Raw genomic sequence first — 21,747 nt, forward strand, 5'->3', positions numbered from 1 at the left:
CAAGGCCGCATTAGCATGAGACACGAGAACCTCCTGGTTCAGAGCGGAAGCGGTAGCAGCTCCACTCTGCCGGGAGGTTCTCGTCACATCACGGCAATCAGATCAAACAACGACCCTGGGCACTACACCTAGCCGCGCGGCCGCGCTCCACGCGGAGCCGTGGAGGGCTGGGGCCGTGTCCTGCGGCGGGCCGACCCACGGCACCCGTCGATGCTAGGTTCTCGCGGTGAGGGGGTTTGATGACGGGTGAGCATTGGGCGACGATCCTCGAGCACGCGCGCTGGGCTCCGTCGCCGCACAATTCACAGCCGATGCGGGTGCGGGTGCTCGACGAACGGCGCGCCGAGGTGTTCTACGACCTCGACCGGGGCTTGCCCGCCGAGAGCTTCGGCATCCCGTTCGGGCACGTCGCGGCCGGCGTCTTCCTCCAGGCGATCGAGCTCATCGCACGCGCCCAGGGGCTGCGGGCGGAGATCGTCGAGATCCACCGTGAGATGGACTTCTCGGCGTCGGACCGACTGCACCCGATCGCAACGGTCACCCTGACGGACGAGCCCGCCACCGCAGCCGATCGCCGCCTCCTCGCGCTGTTCCGCAGCCGCCGCACGAACCGCCGACCGTACGACCCCGTCCCGATCGCGCGCGACACCTTCGTCTCCGCCGCGGCGGTCACCGACGGCTTCGGCTTCGCCTTCGCCCACACGGACGACGGGCGGCTGGTGGACCGGATCATCCGGGTCAACCAGGAGACCCTCTTCCGCGACCTGCAGAACGACGACGTGCACGCCGAGATCCTGCACTGGCTGCGCACGACGCGCGCCGAGGCCGCCCGCACGGGCGACGGGCTGAGCGCCGAGACGATGCTGCTGCCCGGGTGGCTGCTCGGCTTCGCGATGCGGCACCGGGGGCTGTGGCAGCTGCCCGTGATCGGTCCCATCGTGCGCGGGACGTACCTGCGGACGATGGGCGGGGTGCGCCATCTCGGCTGGCTCACCGGGCCGTTCGCGGGCCCCGCGGACTATCTGCGTGCGGGGAGGTGCTTCCTGGCCCTCTGGCTCGACTTCGAGGCTCGCGGCGTGGTGCTGCACCCCCTCGGAACCGTGATCACCAACCCCGCCTCTCACGCCGAGTTCGTCGAGAGCGCGGCGATCGTCGAACGCGAGGGCGAGATGGCCTGGATGCTGTTCCGTCTCGGCCATGCCCCGCGACCCCCGGCCGCGCGTCGTCGTCCCGTCTCGTCCCTGCTCGTGGAGGACCGCGCATGAAGACGCTGCCGCTCGTGATGATCACGGCGCAGGACAGACTGGTCCGCGCGCTGCGGGCCTTCCCCGCGACGCACAGGCTGCTGCTCGCGCCCGGCTTCGAACCGCTCCGCTGGCAGCTGGGACGGTGGCGCGCGTACCGGACGTTCGAACACGCGGCCAGGCGCGTGCCGGCCTATCGCGCGTTCCTCCGCGCGCACCGCTGCCCGGTCAGGCTGCCGGAGGCGGGCAGTCCCGCGCGCGCCTGGACCCGAATCCCCGAGATGGACAAGGCGTCCTACATCCGGCAGTACCCGATCACCGAGCGCTGTGTCGACGGCCGTCTGCCGCGCCGCGGCGTCGTGGTGGACGAGTCGTCCGGCTCGTCGGGCGTCCCGACGAGCTGGGTCCGAGGGCCCGCCGAGCGCGCCGCGACGCGCGATCTGCTGCAGCTCGGCTACGCGAACACCGCGCAGGGACTCACCAAGCAGCCCTTCCTGCTCAACGCGTTCTCGCTGGGCGCCTGGGCCACGGGCATGAACGTGACCTCGAGCCTCACCGACCGGACGATGATGAAGTCGATCGGGCCGGACAAGGACAAGATCATCCAGACGATGAAGGAGTTCGGCCCGGACTACACCTACATCATCACGAGCTACCCGCCGTTCCTGAAGGACCTGTTCGACGACGACCGGCTCGACTGGTCGCGCTACGACATCGTGTGCGCCTACGGAGGCGAGGGCATCTCCGAGAGCATGCGGGACCGGATCCTGAAGACCGCGAAGAAGGTGCTCGGCTCGTACGGCGCCAGCGACCTCGAGATCAACATCGCGCTCGAGAACGACTTCACCATCGCGCTGCGCCGCGCGATCCTCGCCGACCCGCGCCTCCAGGAGCGGCTCACGAGGATGGGCGTGCACGGCGTGCTGCCGGCGGTCTTCCAGTTCAACCCGTACGAGTACTACATCGAGTCGAACGCGGCGGGCGAGCTCGTCGTCACGATCAACCGGGCCGAGAACATCAACCCGCGCGTGCGGTACAACATCCACGACCGCGGCCACGTCGCGCGGTTCCGGGATGTGGCGGAGGCGCTGACGGAGCTCGGTCACGAGGCGGTGCTCGACGAGCGCATCCTCGATCTGCCGGTGCTGTTCCTGTACGGGCGCAGCGATCTGTCGGTCGACTTCAACGGAGCGGTCGTCCCGCCCGACGGGCTGCGCGACGCCGTCCAGGCCGATCCGGAGCTCTTCGAGCGCGTGGCGAACCACCGTCTGGTCTCCTACGAGGACGCCGACGGCAGCCCCCAGCTGCACCTCGCCGTGCAGCTGCACGAGGGCGTCGCGAAGCCGGATGCGGCGGAGGCCGCGGCGCGCGTCCTCGCGGCGATGCGCCGGGCGAACGGCGACTTCCACAACGCGATCAGGACCAGCGCGGAGGCCTCGCTGCCGACGTTCGGCGTCTACGAGTGGCGCACCGGGGTCTTCTCCGAGGACGGCCGCAAGCTGAAGAACGAATACGTGTGGCACCTCGACGCGGCCGAGGCGGCGGCTGCGGGCCTGGTGGTGGACGCGATCGCCGCGCGCTTCATCGACTGAGCGTCCGCCGGCAGCGAAGCGGGGCGCCCGTGTCGGAGGCCCCTCCTAGGCTGGAGGCATGCAGACGACGCGCAGCGTCCGCCCGTTCGAGGTGGTCAGCGAGTACATGCCCAGCGGCGATCAGCCGAAGGCGATCGCCGAGCTGGCCGCGCGCATCAACGCGGGCGAGACGGACGTCGTCCTGCTCGGCGCGACGGGAACCGGCAAGTCGGCCACGACGGCCTGGCTGGTCGAGCAGGTGCAGCGGCCCACGCTCGTGATGGCGCACAACAAGACGCTCGCGGCGCAGCTGGCCAACGAGTTCCGCGACCTGCTGCCGAACAACGCCGTCGAGTACTTCGTGTCGTACTACGACTACTACCAGCCCGAGGCGTACGTGCCGCAGACGGACACCTTCATCGAGAAGGACTCGTCCATCAACGCGGAGGTGGAGCGCCTTCGCCACTCGACGACGAACTCGCTGCTGAGCCGGCGTGACGTCGTCGTCGTGAGCACCGTGTCCTGCATCTACGGCCTCGGCTCGCCGGAGGAGTACCTGCGCGCCCTCGTCGCCCTCCAGGTGGGGGAGCGCTACGACCGGGACGCGCTCATCCGCGGCTTCATCGCCATGCAGTACAACCGCAACGACGTCGACTTCTCGCGCGGCAACTTCCGCGTGCGCGGCGACACGATCGAGATCATCCCCGTGTACGAGGAGCACGCGATCCGGATCGAGCTCTTCGGCGACGAGATCGAGGCGCTGTACAAGCTGCACCCGCTGACGGGCGACGTGATCGAGCGGCTCGACGCGATCGCGATCTTCCCGGCCACCCACTACGCCGCCGGCACCGACACCGTGCAGCGCGCGATCAAGACGATCGAGGAGGAGCTCGAGGGACGCCTGAACGAGCTCGAGTCGCAGGGGAAGCTGCTGGAGGCGCAGCGGCTGAGGATGCGCACGACCTTCGACCTCGAGATGCTCCAGCAGCTCGGCTTCTGCTCGGGGATCGAGAACTACTCGCGGCATCTCGACGGCCGCGTGGCGGGCGAGCCGCCGCACACGCTGCTCGACTTCTTCCCGGACGACTTCCTGCTGGTCATCGACGAGTCCCACGTGACGGTGCCGCAGATCGGCGCGATGTACGAGGGCGACGCGTCGCGCAAGCGCACCCTGGTCGAGCACGGCTTCCGGCTGCCCAGCGCGATGGACAACCGGCCGCTGCGGTGGGACGAGTTCAAGAACCGCATCGGCCAGACCGTGTACCTCTCCGCGACCCCCGGCAAGTACGAGATGGGCATCGCCGACGGCGTCGTCGAGCAGATCATCCGCCCCACCGGCCTCATCGACCCCGAGATCGTGGTGAAGCCGTCGAAGGGACAGATCGACGATCTGCTCGAGCAGATCCGGCTGCGCGTCGACAGGGATGAGCGCGTGCTGGTGACGACGCTGACCAAGAAGATGGCCGAGGAGCTGACCGACTTCCTCGGCGAGCACGGCGTCCGCGTGCGGTACCTGCACTCCGACGTGGACACGCTGCGTCGCGTCGAGCTGCTCACCGAGCTGCGCCAGGGCGTCTACGACGTGCTGGTCGGCATCAACCTGCTGCGCGAGGGTCTCGACCTGCCGGAGGTGTCGCTGGTCGCGATCCTCGACGCCGACAAGGAGGGCTTCTTGCGGTCGGGCACCTCGCTGATCCAGACCATCGGTCGCGCCGCGCGCAACGTGTCCGGCCAGGTGCACATGTACGCCGACACGATGACCGACTCGATGAGGAACGCGATCGAGGAGACCGAGCGCCGCCGCGAGATCCAGATCGCGTACAACCTCGAGAACGGCATCGACCCGCAGCCCTTGCGCAAGCGCATCGCGGACATCACCGACCAGCTCGCGCGGGAGGGCGCCGACACCGACGCCCTGCTCTCGAAGCGGGACGCATCGCGCCTGAAGAGCGGCAAGGGCAAGGCGCCGACGCCGCGTCTTCGCGAGGGCATCGCCGCCGAGGGCGCCCAGCAGCTCGAGGACACGATCGCCGACCTGAGCCGACAGATGCTCGCCGCCGCCGAGGAGCTCAAGTTCGAGCTCGCCGCCCGGCTTCGCGACGAGGTGCAGGACCTCAAGAAGGAGCTGCGGTCGATGGAGAAGGCCGGCCACGCCTGAGCGCGCGGCGTGCGGCGTGCGCTCCGTGAGTGCCATATGACACTCACGATCCGACCGCGAGTGCCATATGGCACCCACCGCGGAAGCTGCGCACCGAGGCCGTCGCGCGCCGAGTGCCTTATGGCACTCGCGACGCCGTGCAGAGTGCCATAAGGCACTCGCCAGGGGCCAGGGTGTATCGCTCGCGCGTGTCGAACAGCGTCAGGACTCAGTGCTCCAGCACCCCTTGCCGAGGTCTGTGGCGGTCCGGTCGCCGGTCTCGGTCATGCTCTCGGTAGGCCGCGCAATGCACGAACGACGGCGCGGAATCACCTCGGCGTCGGGCAGGCGAGCGATCCATCGGCCTGCGCGCGATGCTCGTCCTTACGGGCGCCGCAGTGCCCGCAAGGGTCGGCGTCGCGGTTGCGGGGGAGATTGGGGCTGACATGCGGCGGGCCCGCCAGCCTGATGAGCGCGCTGTTGAACCACAGGTACAGGCCGCCTGCCTCGCGGATGCGGGTGCGCAACGGGGCCTTCTCTGCCATAACCCTTAGTGTACTAAACAATTGTCGCCTATACTGCGGGAGTGTCGAACTCACAGGACGACCTGCTGAGGCTGGAGAACCAGCTCTGCTTCGCGATCGTCACGGCGGCGCGGAACGTGGTGTCGATCTATCGACCGGTGCTCGAGCCCCTGGGGCTCACCCATCCGCAGTACCTCGTGATGCTGGCGCTCTGGGAGAGCTCCCCGCGATCGATCGGCGAGATCGCGGAGGAGCTGGCGTTCGACCCGGCGACGGCGTCGCCGCTCGTCAAGCGTCTCGAGACCCAGGGTCTGGTGGCCCGCCGGCGGCGCCCGGAGGACGAGCGACGCCTCGACGTGCATCTGACCGAGAAGGGGCGGGCGCTGCGGCAGCGTGCGCTCGCCGTGCCGGAGCAGATCATGTCCCGCGTCGGGATGACCCCGACCCAGATGGCGGCGCTGCGCGACGCCCTGTCCCCGTTCGCGGGAGGGGCCGACCGGACTCCCTGAGCGCACGAGCGCCGGCGCGGACGCCGCTCGTGCCGAGGATCTTCGAATGTTCGCCGGGAAAACCTCGAACATTCGTCCGGATGTCGGTGGGGCCGCCTAGACTTGCCGGGTGCCGATCGTCCCTGTCTCCAGTCCCGGAAAGATCAGTGTGCGCGGTGCCCGCGTCCACAATCTCAAGAACGTCGACCTCGAGATCCCACGCGATTCCATGGTGGTCTTCACCGGGCTGTCGGGCTCGGGGAAGTCGAGTCTCGCGTTCGACACGATCTTCGCGGAGGGTCAGCGTCGCTACGTCGAATCGCTGAGCGCGTACGCGCGCCAGTTCCTCGGCCAGGTCGACCGACCCGACGTCGACTTCATCGAGGGGCTCAGCCCGGCGGTGTCGATCGATCAGAAGTCGACCAACCGCAACCCGCGCTCGACCGTGGGCACGATCACCGAGATCTACGACTACATGCGCCTGCTCTGGGCGCGCATCGGCGTCCCGCACTGCCCGGAGTGCGGCGAGCGGATCCAGCGTCAGACGGTGCAGCAGATCGCCGACCAGCTCAACGCGCTGCCCGAGGGCACCCGTTTCCAGGTCGTCGCGCCCGTCGTCAGCCAGAAGAAGGGCGAGTTCGTCGACCTCTTCAAGGAGCTCGGCGCGAAGGGCTACTCCCGCGCGATCGTCGACGGGGACCTGATCCAGCTCGCCGAGCCGCCGACGCTCAAGAAGAGCTACAAGCACGACATCTCGGTCGTCATCGACCGGCTCGTCGCGCGCGGCGACATCCTCGGTCGCGTCACCGACTCGGTCGAGACCGCGCTGGGGCTCGCCGGCGGCGTGATCCAGGTGAACTTCGTGGACGAAGAGGGCGACGACGCCTGGCAGTCGTTCTCCGAGAAGCTCGCGTGCCCGAACGGCCACGCCCTGCAGCTCACCGAGATCGAGCCGCGGACCTTCTCGTTCAACGCCCCGTTCGGCGCGTGCCCGGCGTGCTCGGGCCTCGGCACCCGCATGTCGGTCGACGTCGAGCTGATGCTCGGCGATCAGGAGCTCTCGATCCGCGAGGGCGTCATCGTGCCGTGGACCACGCAGGGCAAGGGACTGTTCCAGTACTACGAGCGTCTGCTCGTCGGCCTGGCGAACGACCTGAACTTCTCGCTCGACACACCGTGGCGCGCGCTGCCGGCGGCCGTCAAGGACGCGGTGCTGCACGGCGAGGGCTACAACGTCAACGTGCGCTACAAGAACCGCTGGGGCCGGGAGGTCCGCTACGCCAGCGGCTTCGAGGGCGTGGTGCCGTACATCGAGCGGCAGTGGTCGCAGGCGGAGAGCGACAGCCAGCGCCAGCGTTGGTCCGAGTACCTCCGCGAGGTGCCGTGCCCCGTCTGCGACGGCGACCGGCTCAAGCCGGAGGTGCTCGCGGTCAAGATCCACGAGCGTTCGATCGCCGAGGTCTCGCACCTCAGCCTCGAGGACGCCCGGAGCTTCATGGACCTCCTGAAGCTCACCGACCGGGAGACGCACATCGCTGCGCAGGTCCTGCGTGAGATCCGGGTCCGGCTCGACTTCCTCATCAGGGTCGGCCTCAACTACCTCACGCTCAGCCGCGCGGCGGGTTCGCTGTCCGGCGGCGAGGCGCAGCGCATCCGGCTCGCCACGCAGATCGGAACGGGGCTGACGGGCGTGCTGTATGTGCTCGACGAGCCGTCGATCGGCCTGCACCAGCGCGACAACCGACGCCTCATCGAGACCCTGGTGACCCTGCGCGACCTCGGCAACACGCTCGTGGTCGTGGAGCACGACGAGGAGACGATCGAGGCCGCCGACTGGATCGTGGACATCGGGCCGGGCGCCGGCGAGGGCGGCGGCGAGGTCGTCCACTCTGGGCCCTACGATCAGCTGCTTGCGGACGAGTCGTCGATCACCGGCGACTACCTCGCGCGTCGCCGCGAGATCCCCACCCCGGCGAAGCGGCGTCGCATCGACCGCAAGCGCATGCTGTCGGTGGTGGGCGCGCGCGAGAACAACCTCCGCGACGTTACGGCCGACTTCCCGCTGGGCGTCCTGACCGCCGTCACCGGCGTGAGCGGGTCGGGCAAGTCGACGCTCGTGAACGACATCCTGTACGAGGTCCTCGCCACCCGCCTCAACGGCGCGCGCCGCGTCGCCGGCAAGCACACCCGCGTCACTGGCCTCGACCACCTCGACAAGGTCGTGCACGTGGACCAGGCCCCCATCGGACGCACGCCGCGCTCGAACCCGGCGACCTACACCGGGGTGTTCGACAGGATCCGCAACCTGTTCGCCGAGACCCCCGAGGCCAAGGTGCGGGGCTACCAGGCGGGGCGGTTCAGCTTCAACGTCAAGGGCGGGCGCTGCGAGGCGTGCTCCGGCGACGGCACGCTGAAGATCGAGATGAACTTCCTCCCCGACGTCTACGTCGACTGCGAGGTGTGCCACGGCAAGCGCTACAACCGCGACACCCTCCAGGTCCACTACAAGGGCAAGAACATCGCCGAGGTGCTCGAGATGTCGATCGCCGAGGCGGCGGAGTTCTTCGAGCCGATCCAGGCGATCCACCGCTACATGAAGACGCTCGTCGACGTCGGCCTGGGCTACGTGCGTCTCGGGCAGTCGGCGACCACGCTGTCCGGCGGCGAGGCGCAGCGCGTGAAGCTCGCCACCGAGCTCCAGCGTCGCAGCAACGGGCGCAGCGTGTACGTGCTCGACGAGCCCACGACCGGCCTGCACTTCGAGGACGTCCGCCGGCTGCTCGAGGTGCTCGGCAGCCTCGTCGACAAGGGCAACACGGTCATCGTGATCGAGCACAACCTCGACGTCATCAAGTCGGCCGACTGGATCATCGACCTCGGCCCCGAGGGCGGCTCCGGCGGCGGGCAGATCGTCGCCACGGGCACACCGGAGAAGGTCGCCGAGATCGAGGGCAGCCACACCGGGGCGTTCCTCGCGGAGGTGCTCGGCACCCGGGAGCGCCAGCGCAAGGCGGGCTGATGGCGACCCAGCTCGCCTACAAGCCGCGGCCGGGGGAGGTGCCCACCGACCCGGGCGTCTACCGGTTCCGCGATGCGCAGGGGCGCGTGCTCTACGTCGGCAAGGCGAAGAACCTGCGGCAGCGGCTGTCGAACTACTTCGCCCCCCTGCACACACTGCACGAGCGCACGCGCCGCATGGTCACGACGGCGGCGTCCGTGGAGTGGACGGTGGTGCCCACCGACGTCGACTCGCTGCAGCTCGAATACCAGTGGATCAAGGAGTTCGATCCGCCCTTCAACGTGCGCTATCGCGACGACAAGTCGTATCCGTTCATGGCGATCACGCTGGGCGACGAGGCGCCGAGGGTCATGGTCACCCGCAACCGCCGCATCCCGGGCGCGAAGTACTTCGGGCCGTACCCGAAGATCTGGGCGGTGCACGACACGATCGATCTGATGATCAAGGTGTTCCCGATCCGCACCTGCAGCGACTCCTCGTACAAGCGCGCGATGCAGACGGGCCGCCCGTGCTTCCCGGGGCAGATCGGCAAGTGCGGCGGGCCGTGCTCGCATCGGGTCACGATCGAGGAGCACCGGGCCATCGTGAACGACTTCGTCGCCTTCATGAACGGGGGCGACGAGCGCTTCACGCGCGACCTGACGGCGCGGATGAAGGCCGCCGCCGCCGCGATGGACTACGAGCAGGCGGCGGTGCTGCGCGACAAGCTGGCGTCGATCGAGGCCGTGCTGAACAAGAGCGCGCTCGTGCTGCCGGAGGACGTGGACGCCGACCTGTTCGGCATCGCCGAGGACGAGCTGTCGGCGGCCGTCCAGCACTTCGTGATCCGGGGCGGTCGCGTGCGCGGCGTCAGCTCGACCATCATCGACAAGGAGCTCGACATCTCGGGCGGCGACCTCGTCGACCAGATCCTGCAGCGCGTGTACGGTGACGCCGCCGCGGCCGATGTGCCGCGTCGCGTGCTGGTCCCCGTGCTGCCGCCCGATGCCGACGACCTCGAGCAGTGGCTGCGGGCGCGCCGCGGGCGGGCCGTGGAGATCGCCGTGGCGCACCGGGGCCAGCGTGCCGAGCTGCTCCGCAACGCCACGCTGAACGCGCAGCAGGCGCTGCTGCGACACAAGACACGGCGGACGAGCGACTACGCGGCGCGCACCCAGGCGCTCGGTGATCTGCAGGAGGCGCTCGGCATGGACGAGGCGCCGCTGCGGATCGAGTGCTACGACATCTCGCACCTGCAGGGCACGAACGTCGTGGGCTCGATGGTGGTGTTCGAGGACGGGCTGCCGCGCAAGGACCAGTACCGCTCCTTCTCGATCGCCGAGACCACGGACGACACCGACTCGATCCACCAGGTGCTCACGCGTCGCCTCGCGCACCTCGACCGTGCGGACGAGGGCGAGGCCGCGGCCCCCGACGTCGCCGACGGGGACGCGGTGGTCGAGACCGAGCCGAAACGGCGCCCGCGATTCGCCTACCCGCCGCAGCTGCTGATCGTCGACGGCGGCAGGCCCCAGGTCGAGGCCGCCGCTCGGGCCCTGCGCGAGTCGGGGCATGAGGAGATCGCGCTGTGCGGCATCGCGAAGCGGCTCGAGGAGATCTGGCTGCCGGACGACGACTTCCCGGTGATCCTCCCCAGGACGAGCGAGGCGCTGTATCTCGTGCAGCGTCTGCGCGACGAGGCCCATCGGTTCGCGATCTCGCATCAGCGCCGTCGCCGCAAGCGCGACATCCGCAGCGTTCTCAGCGAGGTGCCGGGCCTGGGCGAGAGCCGCATCAAGGCGCTGCTGCGCCACTTCGGCTCGGTCTCCGCGCTGCGGGGCGCGACCGTGGAGCAGATCGTGGAGCTGCCGGGGATCGGCCCGAAGCTGGCCGAGACCATCCACCGGCATCTGCAAGGCGAACCCGCCCCTTCGGACGGGACGGGGGAGGAGCCGGATATTCCCGCGGAGGCATCCACCGCATAGGGTGGGACGTGATGATCGACGACGCTGAGGTGCGTGGAGAGACGCAGTCCGGCACGGGTGAGGTGCTGATCGTCACGGGCATGTCCGGAGCCGGGCGATCGACCGTGGCGAACGCCCTCGAGGACCTCGATTGGTACGTCGTCGACAACCTGCCGCCGCAGATGCTGCGTCCGCTGCTCGACCTCGCCGGCCGCCTCGGCGGGGCGCTGCCCCGGGTGGCCGCGGTGGTCGACGTGCGCGGGCGGGACCTCTTCGCCGAGCTGCCGGCGGAGGCGCAGGCGATCCGCGACAGCAGCAACCTGCGCGTGGTGTTCCTCGACGCGTCCGACGACGTGCTGGTGCGCCGATTCGAGGCTGTGCGTCGCCCGCATCCGCTGCAGGGCAGCGGCACGCTGGTCGACGGCATCCACCGGGAGCGGAGCCTGCTCGCGCCGCTGCGCGAGAGCGCGGACGTGATCATCGACACGTCGCGCTTCAACATCCACCAGCTCGCGAACCGGGTGGGAGACCTGTTCGCGGACGCCGAGGCGCCCGCGCACATCCTCACGGTGCAGAGCTTCGGCTTCAAGTACGGACTGCCGCCCGACGCCGACCTCGTGGCCGACATGCGCTTCCTGCCGAACCCGTTCTGGGTCGACGAGCTCCGTGGTCTCACGGGCGAGGACGCCGAGGTCAGCGGCTATGTGCTGCAGCAGGAGGGGGCGTCGGAGTTCCTCGACGCCTATGCCACCGCGCTGCGGCCCGTGCTGGCGGGATACCAGCGCGAGAACAAGCGGCACTCGACGGTCGCGGTCGGCTGCACGGGCGGCAAGCACCGCTCGGTGGCGATGGCCATCGCTCTCGCGAAGCGCCTCGCCGACGTGCCGGGTGTCGCCGTCCGCGTGCGTCACCGCGACCTCGGACGCGAGTAGGAGCCGGACGATGTCGGAGCGAGGGTGACGCGCCGCCCGGCATCCTCGGCGTCGTGCTCCACTTCTAGCGCGTGCGGCTGGGAGGACGCCCCCGGTCACGGCCGGGCGGGGGCGGGTAGGCTGTTCCCTCGCGCCACCCGTGGCGCCGCAGTCCGAGAGTGGGGAGAACGGTGTCACTGACCGCCGATGTAAAGGCCGAACTGATCGCGGTGCGCGATCCGCGTCCGACGGTGCGTGTCGCCGAGCTGACGACGCTGCTGCGCTTCGCCGGAGGCCTGCACTCCATCGCCGGTCGCGTCGCCGTGGAGGCGGAGGTCGACACCCCTGACCTCGCCCGGCGCACGGCGCGTGACATCGCCGAGATCTACGGCGTCCGCCCGGAGCTCGCCCGCATCCAGGGCTCGGGCAGCCGGGAGGGCGAGTACTTCGCCGTCCGCGTGGTCGAGGGCGGCGAGACGCTCGCCCGCCAGACCGGCCTGCTCGACGTGCGACGCCGCCCGGTGCGCGGCCTGCCGAACAAGCTGACGACGGGCTCGCGCGACGACCTCGCCGCGGTCTGGCGCGGCGCCTTCCTCGCGGCGGGCACGCTGTCCGAGCCGGGACGCTCCGCGTCGCTCGAGGTCGCCTGCCCGACGAGCGAGGCCGGAATGGCCCTCGTCGGTGCCGCGCACCGCATCGGGATCGCCGCGAAGGCACGCGAGGTGCGGGGCGTGCCGCGCGTCGTCGTGCGCGAGGCCGAGGGCATCCGCGGGATGCTGGTCGCCATCGGCGCCGCGCAGACCGCGGAGGAGTGGGACCAGCTGCGTCAGCGTCGCGAGGTGCGGGCGGGCGTCAACCGCCTGGTCAACTTCGACGACGCGAACCTCCGCCGCTCCGCACAGGCCGCGGTGGCCGCGTGCGCGCGCGTCGAGCGGGCCCTCGAGATCCTCGGCGACGAGGTGCCGCCGCACCTGCGCCAGGCGGGCGAGCTGCGGCTCGCGCACCGCGACGCGAGCCTCGACGAGCTCGGCCACCACGCCGAGCCTCCGATGACGAAGGACGCCGTCGCGGGGCGGATCCGTCGCCTGCTGGCGATGGCCGACAAGCGCGCGGAGCAGGACGGCGTGCCCGGCACCGAGTCGGCCGTCCCGGCGGGCAGCTGAGCGATCCCGCACCGCCGCATCCGTCACTAGGATGAGGAGGGTCCGGTCCCGTCGCGACAGCGACGCGGAGGTACACCGATAAGCGCCGTCGCCTCGGCGCGGATGGGAACATCGCATGGCCGTCTACACCCTGCCCGACCTGCCCTACGACTACGCGGCCCTCGAGCCGCACATCAGCGGCAAGATCATGGAGCTGCACCACGACAAGCACCACGCGACCTACGTCGCGGGCGCCAACACGGCTCTCGAGCAGCTCGAGGCCGCGCGCGGGAGCGGCGACTTCGCCAACATCAACAAGCTCGAGAAGGACCTCGCGTTCCACCTCGGCGGCCACACGAACCACACGGTGTTCTGGAACAACCTCTCGCCGAACGGCGGCGGGGAGCCCGAGGGCGAGCTCGCGGCGGCCATCGCCGACCAGTTCGGCTCGTTCGCCGCGTTCCAGGCGCAGTTCGCCGCCGCCGCCAACGGCATCCAGGGCTCGGGCTGGTCGGTGCTGGCCTGGGACTCGATCGGCCAGCGCCTGTCGATCTTCCAGCTGTTCGACCAGCAGGCGAACGTGCCGCTCGGCCTGACGCCGATCCTGCTGCTGGACATGTGGGAGCACGCGTTCTACCTCGACTACCTCAACGTGAAGGCGGAGTACGTCAAGGCGTTCTGGAACATCGCCAACTGGCAGGATGTCTCCGCTCGTTTCGCCGCCGCCCGCGAGAAGACCGCCGGCCTGATCGTCGCCGGCTGACAGACGGAGGTCCCGGCGGGGTGCGTGCCCGCCGGGACACCACCGTCACCACCCCATCGCGCGCGACGAGCGCGCAAGACCAACAGGAGACATCAGTGTCCGTCAGGATCGGAATCAACGGCTTCGGCCGCATCGGCCGCAACTTCGTCCGTGCTGCGCTCGCGCAGGGCGCGGACTTCGAGATCGTTGGAGTCAACGACCTCACCGACAACAAGGCTCTCGCGCAGCTGCTCAAGTTCGACTCCGTCGGCGGGCCGCTCGGCAAGGACGTCACCTACGACGAGCAGTCGATCACGGTCGACGGCAAGGTCATCAAGGCCTTCGCCGAGCGTGACCCCGCCGCGCTCCCGTGGGGCGAGATCGGCGCCGACATCGTGATCGAGTCGACCGGTCGCTTCACCAAGCCGGACGCCGCCTCCGCGCACCTCTCCGCCGGCGCCAAGAAGGTGCTGATCTCGGCGCCCGCCAGCGGCCCGGCGCCCACGTTCGTGATCGGCGTCAACGAGGAGGACTACAACCCCGAGACCGACCACGTCATCTCCAACGCGTCGTGCACGACGAACGCCCTGGCCCCGCTGGCCAAGGTGTTCAACGACGCCTTCGGCATCGAGCGCGGCTTCATGATGACGGCGCACGCCTACACCGCCGACCAGAACCTCCAGGACGGCCCGCACAGCGACCTGCGTCGTGCCCGCGCCGCCGCGATCAACATCGTGCCCACGTCCACCGGTGCGGCGAAGGCGATCGGCCTCGTGCTGCCCGAGCTCAACGGCAAGCTGGACGGCACCAGCTACCGCGTGCCGGTTCCCACCGGCTCGATCGTCGACCTGACCCTCGTCACGCGTGACGGTCTCACCAAGGAGGCCATCAACGAGGCGTACGCCGCCGCCGCTGCCGAGGGACGCCTGCACGGCATCCTGCAGTACTCGGAGGACCCGCTGGTGTCGAGCGACATCCAGCAGAACCCGTTCTCGTCGATCTTCGACTCGGGCCTGACGAGCGTGGCGGGAAACCTCGCGAAGGTGTCGGCCTGGTACGACAACGAGTGGGGCTACTCGAACCGCCTCGTCGACCTCGCGGAGTACGTGGGCGAGCGTCTCTGACCTGATCCGCTCGAAGGCCCGTCGGCCCCGGAACCCCGGGAGCCGGCGGGCCTTCGTCGTGGGTCGGCCGAAGGCGAGGCGGCGCGGTAGAGTCGGATCGATGTCTCTGCGAACTCTCGAATCCCTCGGTTCGGTCGCCGGCAAGCGCGTCATCGTGCGCTGCGACCTCAACGTCCCTCTCAAGGACGGTCAGATCACGGACGACGGCCGCGTGCGGGCGTCGCTGCCGACCCTCAACGCCCTGATCAACGCGGGCGCCCGCGTTGTCGTGGTCTCCCATCTGGGGCGCCCGAAGGGCGAGCCCGACGCGCAGTACAGCCTGGCGCCCGTCGCGCAGCGGCTGTCCGAGCTGCTCGGGAAGCCGGTGGCCTTCGCGCGCGACACGGTCGGCGAGTCCGCCCGCGAGGCGGTCGCCGCGCTCGGGGACGGCGACGTGGCTGTGCTGGAGAACCTGCGCTTCAACGCCGGCGAGACAGCCAAGGACGACGCCGAGCGTGCAGAGTTCGCCGCGCGTCTGGCCGAGCTCGGCGACGTGCTGGTCTCCGACGGGTTCGGGGTGGTGCATCGCAAGCAGGCCAGCGTCTACGACCTCGCCGAGCGGCTGCCGAGCGCGGCCGGCCTCCTGATCGCGTCCGAGCTGGGCGTGCTCGAGCGGCTCATCGAGAGCCCCGAGCGCCCCTACACGGTCGTCCTGGGCGGATCGAAGGTGTCCGACAAGCTGGGCGTCATCGACCACCTGCTGCCGCGCGTGGACCGCCTGCTCATCGGCGGAGGGATGCTCTTCACGTTCCTCGCCGCACAGGGGCACGCCGTCGGCGCGAGCCTGCTGGAGCAGGACCAGCTCGACACGGTCCGGCGCTACCTCCGCGAGGCGGAGGAGAAGGGCGTGGAGATCGTGCTGCCCACCGACATCGTGGTGGCCTCGAAGTTCGGCGCGGACGCCGAGCACGTGGTGACCGGCGCCGACGCCATCGAGCAGACGCCGTTCGGCGCGTCGGGCCTCGGGCTCGACATCGGTCCCGAGACGGCCACCGCGTTCGCCTCGGCCATTCGCGGCTCGAAGACCGTCTTCTGGAACGGTCCCATGGGCGTGTTCGAGCTCGCGCCGTTCGCGGAGGGCACCCGCGCCGTCGCGGAGGCCCTGACGGCGGTCGACGGGCTCAGCGTGGTCGGTGGCGGCGACTCCGCCGCGGCCGTGCGTCAGCTCGGTTTCTCTGATGACCGGTTCGGTCACATCTCGACGGGCGGCGGAGCGAGCCTGGAATTCCTCGAGGGCAAGAAGCTCCCCGGACTGGAGGTCCTCGGATGGTCGATCTGACCAAGCGCACCCCGCTCATCGCGGGCAACTGGAAGATGAACCTGGACCACCTGCAGGCGGTCGCGTTCGTGCAGAAGCTGCACTGGGCGCTGAAGGACGCCAAGCATGAGTTCGACACCGTCGACGTGTCGGTGTTCCCGCCCTTCACCGACCTGCGCAGCGTGCAGACGCTGATCGACGCCGACAAGATCCCGTTCGGCCTCGGCGCGCAGGACCTCTCGGTGCACGACTCGGGGGCGTACACCGGCGAGGTCTCCGGCGCGTTCCTGAAGCGCCTGGACGTCGCCTCGGTGATCATCGGGCACTCCGAGCGTCGCGAGTACCACTCGGAGGGCGATGACGTCGTCGCCGCGAAGACGAAGGCCGCGCTGAAGCACGGTCTCGTGCCGGTGATCTGCGTGGGAGAGACCGCGGAGGACCTCGAGACGCACGGCGCGAGCGCGGTGCCGGTCGGCCAGCTCGAGACGGCTCTGGACGGCGTCGCGTCGAGCGCCGAGATCGTCGTCGCGTACGAGCCCGTCTGGGCCATCGGCTCCGGTCAGGCGGCGACCCCGGAGCAGGCGCAGGAGGTCTGCGCGAAGCTGCGTCAGGTCGTCGCGGCGAAGCTCGGCGACGACGCGGCGGCGCGCACGCGCGTGCTGTACGGCGGTTCGGTGAAGGCGGCGAACATCGCGAGCTTCATGCGCCAGCCCGACGTGGACGGCGCGCTCGTCGGCGGCGCGAGCCTGCTGGTGGACGAGTTCGCCGCGATCGTGCGCTTCCAGAAGCACGTCGGCGTCTGACGGATCGCGCCCGGTCGCCGGCGGTTCGCGGCCGGCGACCGGGCGCGTCGTATACTGAACCTTCGTGCGGGTTCTCCGTCCCGCACCCACGAAAGGCCTTATCCGTGCAGATCATCGAATTCATCCTGCAGGTGCTGCTCGGTCTGACGAGCCTCCTGCTGACGCTGCTGATCCTGCTCCACAAGGGGCGCGGCGGCGGGCTGTCGGACATGTTCGGCGGCGGGGTGTCCCAGGCGATGGGATCGTCCGGCCTCGCCGAGCGCAACCTGAACATCCTCACCGTGATCCTGTCGCTCGTGTGGTTCTTCTCGATCGTCGGCCTCGGCCTCGTCACGAAGTTCCAGGTCATCTGATGGCCGTCGGAGGAAACGCGATCCGCGGTACGCGCGTCGGATCGGGCCCGATGGGCGAGCAGGACCACGGGCACCACGCCGACCGCATCGCGGTGAGCTACTGGGACGGCCTCGGCAACGAGACGGTGCGCTACTACGCCGCCGGCCTGCCGGAGGAGGAGATCCCCGACATCGTGGACCACCCGCACTCGGGCCTGCCCGCGGGGCGGGACAAGGAGAACCCGCCCGAGGTCGCCAAGAACGAGCCGTACAAGACGCACCTCGCCTACGTGAAGGAGCGCCGGACCGACGACGAGGCCGAGCAGCTGCTCGACGAGGCGCTCGACAAGCTGCGCGAGAAGCGCGGTCAGTGAGACCACGGATAGACGAGAGGGCCCCCGCCGCGGCGGGGGCCCTCTCGCCTATCCGGCGGCGGAGCCGGGACCGCGCAGGAACGCCCCGAGCCGTCGCGTGAACTCCGCGGGCAGCTGCGTGTTCCACTCGTGGCCCGCGCCCGGGACGACCTGAAGCTCGGCACGAGGGATGCCGCGGGCCAGCTCGCGGGCGGCACCGAGGTTCGGCCGGTCCCGCGCGCCGCAGAGCACGAGCGTCGGAGCGGTGATGCGGGGGAGGTCGTCGCGCAGATCCAGCGCGGCGATGGCATCGAGCACCTGCAGCATGGTCGCTTTGTCGACGCCCGCCGGCGCGGCGAGCCGTGCCGGCAGCAGGGCGATGATCGCGCGCTGCAGCCTCATGAGCGCGGGGCTCGGGCGCACCTGACCGCCGGACAGGGTGAGCGACGAGACGCGATCCGGGTGCGCGGCCGCGAACCGCGTCGCGACGACCGCCCCCAGGGACAGGCCGCACAGGTGGGCGCGCCCCACGCCCTGCGCGTCGAGCAGCCCCCGCAGCTCGTCCACCGAGCGGGACAGGCTGAACGGCCGACCGTCCGAGGGGAGAATGCGGGGCACGACGGGCGTGAAACCGGCGGGCAGCGCCGCGATCTGCGCGTCCCAGCACTCGGGGCCCACGCCCAGGCCGTGCAGGAAGACGATCGTCTGCGGCTGCGCGTCCATGGCTCTCCTCGGCGGGTCTCCGCCCGTCGCGTGATCCGGCGCGGAGTGGCGGGGGCGCGAACGGGTGTCTAGTAGTCCGGGTCGATCAGGTCCTCTGGCACGTCCGTCGCCGCGTCCTGGTCGACGAACACGACCGTGCGCGCGGTGCCCTCCGCGCCGGCGGCCGGGACGCTCGCGGGACCGGCGCCGGCGAGCATGAGCCCCAGCGCCGAGGCCTTGTCGGCGCCGGAGACGACCATCCAGATCCGCACGGACGAGTTGATGACCGGCAGGGTGAAGGTGATGCGCTCCGGCGGCGGCTTGGGGGAGTCGCGCACGGCCAGCACCGCGCGATCGCGGACCAGCACCTCGCGACGATCCGGGAAGAGCGACGCGATGTGGCCGTCCGGCCCGACGCCCAGGAAGCAGATGTCGAACTCGGGCCACTCCCGGCCGTCCGTGCCGAAGCGTGCCAGCTCGGCCGCGTAGGCGTCGGCGGCCTCGTCCAGGCTGAGGCCCCCGTCCGTCGACGCAGGCTCGTGCACGTTGCCGGCGGGCACGCCGACGCGATCGAGCAGCGCGGCGCGCGCCTGCCCGGCGTTGCGCTCTGTGTCGTCGGACGGCACGAACCGCTCGTCGCTCCACCAGAAGTGCACGAGGGACCAGTCGATGTTCTCCGCCCAGCCGTGGTCGGCGGCGGCCGCCAGGACGGCCGAGCCCATCGACCCGCCGGTCAGGGAGACATGGACGGGGCGCCCCTCCTGGGTGAGCTGCGCCAGCTTGCCGACGAAGCGGTTGGCCACCCCCTCTGCGAGCCCGGCCTTGTCGGGCAGCACCACCACGCGCTTCATGCGGACCCCCGCGGCTCGGCGAGACGTGACCAGCCCTCGCTGATGACCCGGCCGTAGAGCACGTCGGGGTCGAGGCGCCGCAGCTCCTCCGCGAGGCACTCGCGCAGCGACCGGCGGGGGAGGTGGAGCTCGTGATCCGGCTGCCCGGGCTGCGTCAGCAGCGCGAGCGACTCGGACTGCCGCTCGAGCACGATGTCGCCGCTGGTCCGGGTCAGCCGCACCGAGTGGATGCCGTGATCCCACTCCGCCGGGTCCTCGTACTGCCAGTCGACGGGAAGGTCCAGCGCCAGCCCGAGCCACGCTGCGAGCAGCGCGGTCGACGGCGACGTGGACGCGCCGCGCACCGCCACGGCGGTCACGGGCTCGTAGGGCGGCTGGTCGAGCACCGCGGCGAGCTGCTCCCGCCAGCGGGTGAGCCGCGTCCACGCGAGGTCGGTGTCGCCCGGGGAGTAGGAGCTCTCCAGCCGGCCGAGCCGGTCAGGGGAGTACGGCGCCGTGGCGGTGTCGGTGATCCGGCGCTGCGCGATGCGGCCGAGCGACGACCCGCCGGGACGCGTGGGCGCCTCGTCCGGCCACCACACGACGACCGGAGCGTCGGGAAGCAGCAGGCCGGTGACGAGCGCCTCCTCGTTGCGGGCCACGTCGCCGACGGCGCGCAGCACGATGACCTCGCTCGCCCCGGCATCGCCCCCGACGCGGATCTGCGCGTCGAGCCGCGGCTCGTCACCGGGGAGCGTGACGAGCATGATGACGCGCATCGGGTGCTCGCGGGACGCGTCGTTGGCCGCCTCGATGGCGTCCTCGTCCAGGTGCCGGGTCGACTTGATGATGAGCGTCAGCACGCGGCCGAGGGCGACGGCGCCGCCCTCCTCACGGGTGCTGACGAGCTGGCGCGCCACCTTGCTGATCGTGGTGTCGGGCAGGTCGATGATCATCGGTCACTCCAGTCGGTCGAGGTCGCTGCCGCGGCGAGGCTGCGGCGCCGCAGGGCGCCGACGGCCGTCACGGCCTCCTCCAGACGCGCCCGTCGCGGGCGAGCAGCTCGTCCGCCGCCGAGGGGCCCCACGAGCCGGGCTCGTACTGCTCGAGCGGACCGCCGAGCGACGCCCAGTACTCCTCGACCGGGTCGAGGATGCGCCACGACAGCTCGACCTCCTCGTGGCGGGGGAAGAGCGGCGGGTCTCCCAGCAGGACGTCCAGGATGAGCCGCTCGTACGCCTCGGGGCTCGCCTCCGTGAACGCGTGGCCGTAGCCGAAGTCCATCGTGACGTCGCGCACCTGCGTGCCGTTGCCCGGCACCTTGGAGCCGAAGCGGATGGTCACGCCCTCATCGGGCTGCACGCGGATCACGAGGGCGTTCTGCCCGAGCTCGGCGGTCTGCCCGCGCGAGAAGAGGTGCTCCGGCGCGCGCTTGAAGACCACGGCGATCTCGGTCACGCGACGCCCGAGCCGCTTGCCCGAGCGCACGTAGAACGGCACGTCGGCCCAGCGGCGGGTGTTGATCTCCAGCTTGATCGCCGCGTAGGTCTCCGTCGTCGAGCCGGGGTTCATCCCGTCCTCGTCGAGGAAGCCCGAGACCAGCTCGCCGCCCTGCCACCCGCCGGCGTACTGCCCGCGCGCCGTCGCCGTGGCGAGGTCGTCGGGCAGGCGCACCGCCGCCAGCACCTTCTCCTTCTCGGCCCGAAGGTGCTCGGCCGAGAGGCTGATGGGCTCCTCCATCGCGGTCAGCGCCAGCAGCTGCAGGAGGTGGTTCTGGATGACGTCGCGGGCAGCGCCCACGCCGTCGTAGTAGCCCGCGCGTCCGCCCACGCCGATGTCCTCGGCCATGGTGATCTGCACGTGGTCGACGTAGTTGCGGTTCCAGATCGGCTCGTACAGCTCGTTGGCGAACCGCAGGGCCAGGATGTTCTGGACCGTCTCCTTGCCGAGGTAGTGGTCGATCCGGAAGATCGAGTCGGCCGGGAAGGCCGCCTCGAGCGAGTCGTTCAGCTCCCGCGCGGAGGCGAGGTCGTGCCCGAACGGCTTCTCGATCACCACACGACGCCAGCGGTTGTCGTCGGGCTTGTCCTCGACGAGGCCCGACTCGAGCAGCTGCTGAGCCACGATCGGGAAGGACTTCGGCGGGATCGAGAGGTAGAACGCGTGGTTGCCCATCGTCCCGCGATCGACGTCCAGCCGATCCACGGTCTCCCGGAGGCGGCGGAAGGCCGCCGGATCGTCGAACTCGCCCTGCACGAACCGGATGCCCTGCTGCAGCTGCTGCCAGGTCTCCTCGCGGAACTCCGTGCGCGCATACTGCCTGACGGCGTCGTGCACGACCTGCGCGAAGTCCTGGTCCTCCCAGTCGCGGCGCGCGAAGCCGACGAGCGCGAAGCCTGGAGGAAGCAGCCCGCGGTTCGCGAGGTCGTAGACGGCGGGCATCAGCTTCTTGCGCGAGAGATCGCCCGTCACGCCGAAGATCACCAGCGCGCTGGGTCCTGCGATGCGGTTGAGGCGGCGGTCGCCGGGGTCGCGCAGCGGGTTGACGCCGCGCGAGATCTTAACGGTCATCGAGTGAGGTTCTC

The 21,747-nt window shown here is 70.4% G+C and carries 19 protein-coding genes; 14 read left to right on the plus strand and 5 right to left on the minus strand.

Annotation, left to right across the window (positions count from 1 at the left end; genetic code table 11):
- Positions 1–239: 239 nt before the first annotated feature.
- The 3 genes from K5S26_RS17300 to uvrB are packed head-to-tail and all read left to right on the plus strand — an operon-like array spanning position 240 to position 4,973.
- Positions 240–1,265, plus strand: a complete 1,026-nt coding sequence (locus K5S26_RS17300) for a nitroreductase family protein (protein WP_221860527.1) — start codon at positions 240–242, stop codon at positions 1,263–1,265.
- On the plus strand, positions 1,262–2,836 hold the full coding sequence (locus K5S26_RS17305; protein WP_246604209.1) for a phenylacetate--CoA ligase family protein: 1,575 nt from the start codon (positions 1,262–1,264) through the stop codon (positions 2,834–2,836). The genes K5S26_RS17300 and K5S26_RS17305 overlap by 4 nt, the downstream gene beginning before the upstream one ends.
- 58 nt (positions 2,837–2,894) lie before the next feature.
- Positions 2,895–4,973: an excinuclease ABC subunit UvrB gene (gene uvrB, locus K5S26_RS17310; RefSeq protein ID WP_221860529.1), complete on the plus strand. Its 2,079-nt coding sequence runs from the start codon at positions 2,895–2,897 to the stop codon at positions 4,971–4,973.
- A gap of 308 nt (positions 4,974–5,281) precedes the next feature.
- Here uvrB and K5S26_RS17315 read toward each other — a convergent pair whose 3' ends face one another.
- A complete protein-coding gene (locus K5S26_RS17315; RefSeq protein WP_221860531.1) occupies positions 5,282–5,497 on the minus strand; it encodes a hypothetical protein in 216 nt (71 codons plus the stop codon).
- A 41-nt stretch (positions 5,498–5,538) separates the two neighbouring features.
- On the opposite strand from K5S26_RS17315, the gene K5S26_RS17320 reads away from it, so the two are divergent.
- From K5S26_RS17320 to K5S26_RS17370, 11 genes are all read left to right on the plus strand, one after another.
- Positions 5,539–5,985, plus strand: coding sequence for a MarR family winged helix-turn-helix transcriptional regulator (locus K5S26_RS17320; protein WP_308123051.1), 447 nt, complete (start codon positions 5,539–5,541; stop codon positions 5,983–5,985).
- A gap of 109 nt (positions 5,986–6,094) precedes the next feature.
- Positions 6,095–8,983 carry an excinuclease ABC subunit UvrA gene (uvrA, locus tag K5S26_RS17325; RefSeq protein ID WP_221860533.1) on the plus strand — a complete coding sequence of 963 codons (2,889 nt, stop codon included), beginning with the start codon at positions 6,095–6,097 and terminating at the stop codon, positions 8,981–8,983.
- Complete coding sequence (gene uvrC / locus K5S26_RS17330) at positions 8,983–10,947, plus strand: excinuclease ABC subunit UvrC (RefSeq protein ID WP_221860535.1); 1,965 nt, start codon at positions 8,983–8,985, stop codon at positions 10,945–10,947. Before uvrA ends, uvrC begins: the two co-directional genes overlap by 1 nt.
- Before the next feature lie 11 nt (positions 10,948–10,958).
- Positions 10,959–11,858, plus strand: a complete 900-nt coding sequence (gene rapZ / locus K5S26_RS17335; protein WP_221860537.1) for an RNase adapter RapZ — start codon at positions 10,959–10,961, stop codon at positions 11,856–11,858.
- 170 nt (positions 11,859–12,028) lie between these two features.
- Positions 12,029–13,000 carry a DNA-binding protein WhiA gene (gene whiA / locus K5S26_RS17340; protein ID WP_221860539.1) on the plus strand — a complete coding sequence of 324 codons (972 nt, stop codon included), beginning with the start codon at positions 12,029–12,031 and terminating at the stop codon, positions 12,998–13,000.
- A 115-nt stretch (positions 13,001–13,115) separates the two neighbouring features.
- Positions 13,116–13,742, plus strand: coding sequence for a superoxide dismutase (locus K5S26_RS17345; protein WP_221860541.1), 627 nt, complete (start codon positions 13,116–13,118; stop codon positions 13,740–13,742).
- Positions 13,743–13,837: 95 nt separating this feature from the next.
- On the plus strand, positions 13,838–14,845 hold the full coding sequence (gap, locus tag K5S26_RS17350; RefSeq protein ID WP_221860543.1) for a type I glyceraldehyde-3-phosphate dehydrogenase: 1,008 nt from the start codon (positions 13,838–13,840) through the stop codon (positions 14,843–14,845).
- A 100-nt stretch (positions 14,846–14,945) separates the two neighbouring features.
- Complete coding sequence (locus tag K5S26_RS17355) at positions 14,946–16,163, plus strand: phosphoglycerate kinase (protein WP_221860545.1); 1,218 nt, start codon at positions 14,946–14,948, stop codon at positions 16,161–16,163.
- Positions 16,151–16,945 (plus strand): triose-phosphate isomerase, encoded by a 795-nt coding sequence (gene tpiA, locus K5S26_RS17360; RefSeq protein ID WP_246604210.1) that lies wholly within the window; start codon positions 16,151–16,153, stop codon positions 16,943–16,945. Before K5S26_RS17355 ends, tpiA begins: the two co-directional genes overlap by 13 nt.
- Before the next feature lie 104 nt (positions 16,946–17,049).
- Complete coding sequence (gene secG / locus K5S26_RS17365) at positions 17,050–17,298, plus strand: preprotein translocase subunit SecG (RefSeq protein WP_221860548.1); 249 nt, start codon at positions 17,050–17,052, stop codon at positions 17,296–17,298.
- Positions 17,298–17,651, plus strand: a complete 354-nt coding sequence (locus K5S26_RS17370; protein WP_221860550.1) for an RNA polymerase-binding protein RbpA — start codon at positions 17,298–17,300, stop codon at positions 17,649–17,651. Before secG ends, K5S26_RS17370 begins: the two co-directional genes overlap by 1 nt.
- Before the next feature lie 48 nt (positions 17,652–17,699).
- On the opposite strand, the gene K5S26_RS17375 is transcribed toward K5S26_RS17370, so the two are convergent.
- The 4 genes from K5S26_RS17375 to zwf form a co-directional block, all read right to left on the minus strand.
- A complete protein-coding gene (locus K5S26_RS17375; protein WP_221860552.1) occupies positions 17,700–18,353 on the minus strand; it encodes an alpha/beta fold hydrolase in 654 nt (217 codons plus the stop codon).
- A gap of 68 nt (positions 18,354–18,421) precedes the next feature.
- Positions 18,422–19,183 carry a 6-phosphogluconolactonase gene (pgl, locus tag K5S26_RS17380; RefSeq protein ID WP_221860554.1) on the minus strand — a complete coding sequence of 254 codons (762 nt, stop codon included), beginning with the start codon at positions 19,181–19,183 and terminating at the stop codon, positions 18,422–18,424.
- Positions 19,180–20,118: a glucose-6-phosphate dehydrogenase assembly protein OpcA gene (locus tag K5S26_RS17385; RefSeq protein WP_221860556.1), complete on the minus strand. Its 939-nt coding sequence runs from the start codon at positions 20,116–20,118 to the stop codon at positions 19,180–19,182. The genes pgl and K5S26_RS17385 overlap by 4 nt, the downstream gene beginning before the upstream one ends.
- 67 nt (positions 20,119–20,185) lie before the next feature.
- Positions 20,186–21,733 (minus strand): glucose-6-phosphate dehydrogenase, encoded by a 1,548-nt coding sequence (gene zwf, locus K5S26_RS17390; protein WP_221860558.1) that lies wholly within the window; start codon positions 21,731–21,733, stop codon positions 20,186–20,188.
- Positions 21,734–21,747 lie beyond the last annotated feature (14 nt).

Source organism: Microbacterium marinilacus, from assembly GCF_019753765.1.
In the GTDB taxonomy this organism is placed as follows: Bacteria; Actinomycetota; Actinomycetes; order Actinomycetales; family Microbacteriaceae; genus Microbacterium; species Microbacterium marinilacus.

Coding starts and splice junctions, on each gene's coding strand:
- K5S26_RS17300 (WP_221860527.1), top strand. CDS start 240: ATGACGGGTGAGCATTGGGCGACGATCCTCGAGCACGCGCGCTGGGCT.
- K5S26_RS17305 (WP_246604209.1), top strand. CDS start 1,262: ATGAAGACGCTGCCGCTCGTGATGATCACGGCGCAGGACAGACTGGTC.
- uvrB (WP_221860529.1), top strand. CDS start 2,895: ATGCAGACGACGCGCAGCGTCCGCCCGTTCGAGGTGGTCAGCGAGTAC.
- K5S26_RS17315 (WP_221860531.1), bottom strand. CDS start 5,497: ATGGCAGAGAAGGCCCCGTTGCGCACCCGCATCCGCGAGGCAGGCGGC.
- uvrC (WP_221860535.1), top strand. CDS start 8,983: ATGGCGACCCAGCTCGCCTACAAGCCGCGGCCGGGGGAGGTGCCCACC.
- rapZ (WP_221860537.1), top strand. CDS start 10,959: ATGATCGACGACGCTGAGGTGCGTGGAGAGACGCAGTCCGGCACGGGT.
- K5S26_RS17345 (WP_221860541.1), top strand. CDS start 13,116: ATGGCCGTCTACACCCTGCCCGACCTGCCCTACGACTACGCGGCCCTC.
- K5S26_RS17355 (WP_221860545.1), top strand. CDS start 14,946: ATGTCTCTGCGAACTCTCGAATCCCTCGGTTCGGTCGCCGGCAAGCGC.
- tpiA (WP_246604210.1), top strand. CDS start 16,151: ATGGTCGATCTGACCAAGCGCACCCCGCTCATCGCGGGCAACTGGAAG.
- K5S26_RS17370 (WP_221860550.1), top strand. CDS start 17,298: ATGGCCGTCGGAGGAAACGCGATCCGCGGTACGCGCGTCGGATCGGGC.
- K5S26_RS17375 (WP_221860552.1), bottom strand. CDS start 18,353: ATGGACGCGCAGCCGCAGACGATCGTCTTCCTGCACGGCCTGGGCGTG.
- pgl (WP_221860554.1), bottom strand. CDS start 19,183: ATGAAGCGCGTGGTGGTGCTGCCCGACAAGGCCGGGCTCGCAGAGGGG.
- K5S26_RS17385 (WP_221860556.1), bottom strand. CDS start 20,118: ATGATCATCGACCTGCCCGACACCACGATCAGCAAGGTGGCGCGCCAG.
- zwf (WP_221860558.1), bottom strand. CDS start 21,733: ATGACCGTTAAGATCTCGCGCGGCGTCAACCCGCTGCGCGACCCCGGC.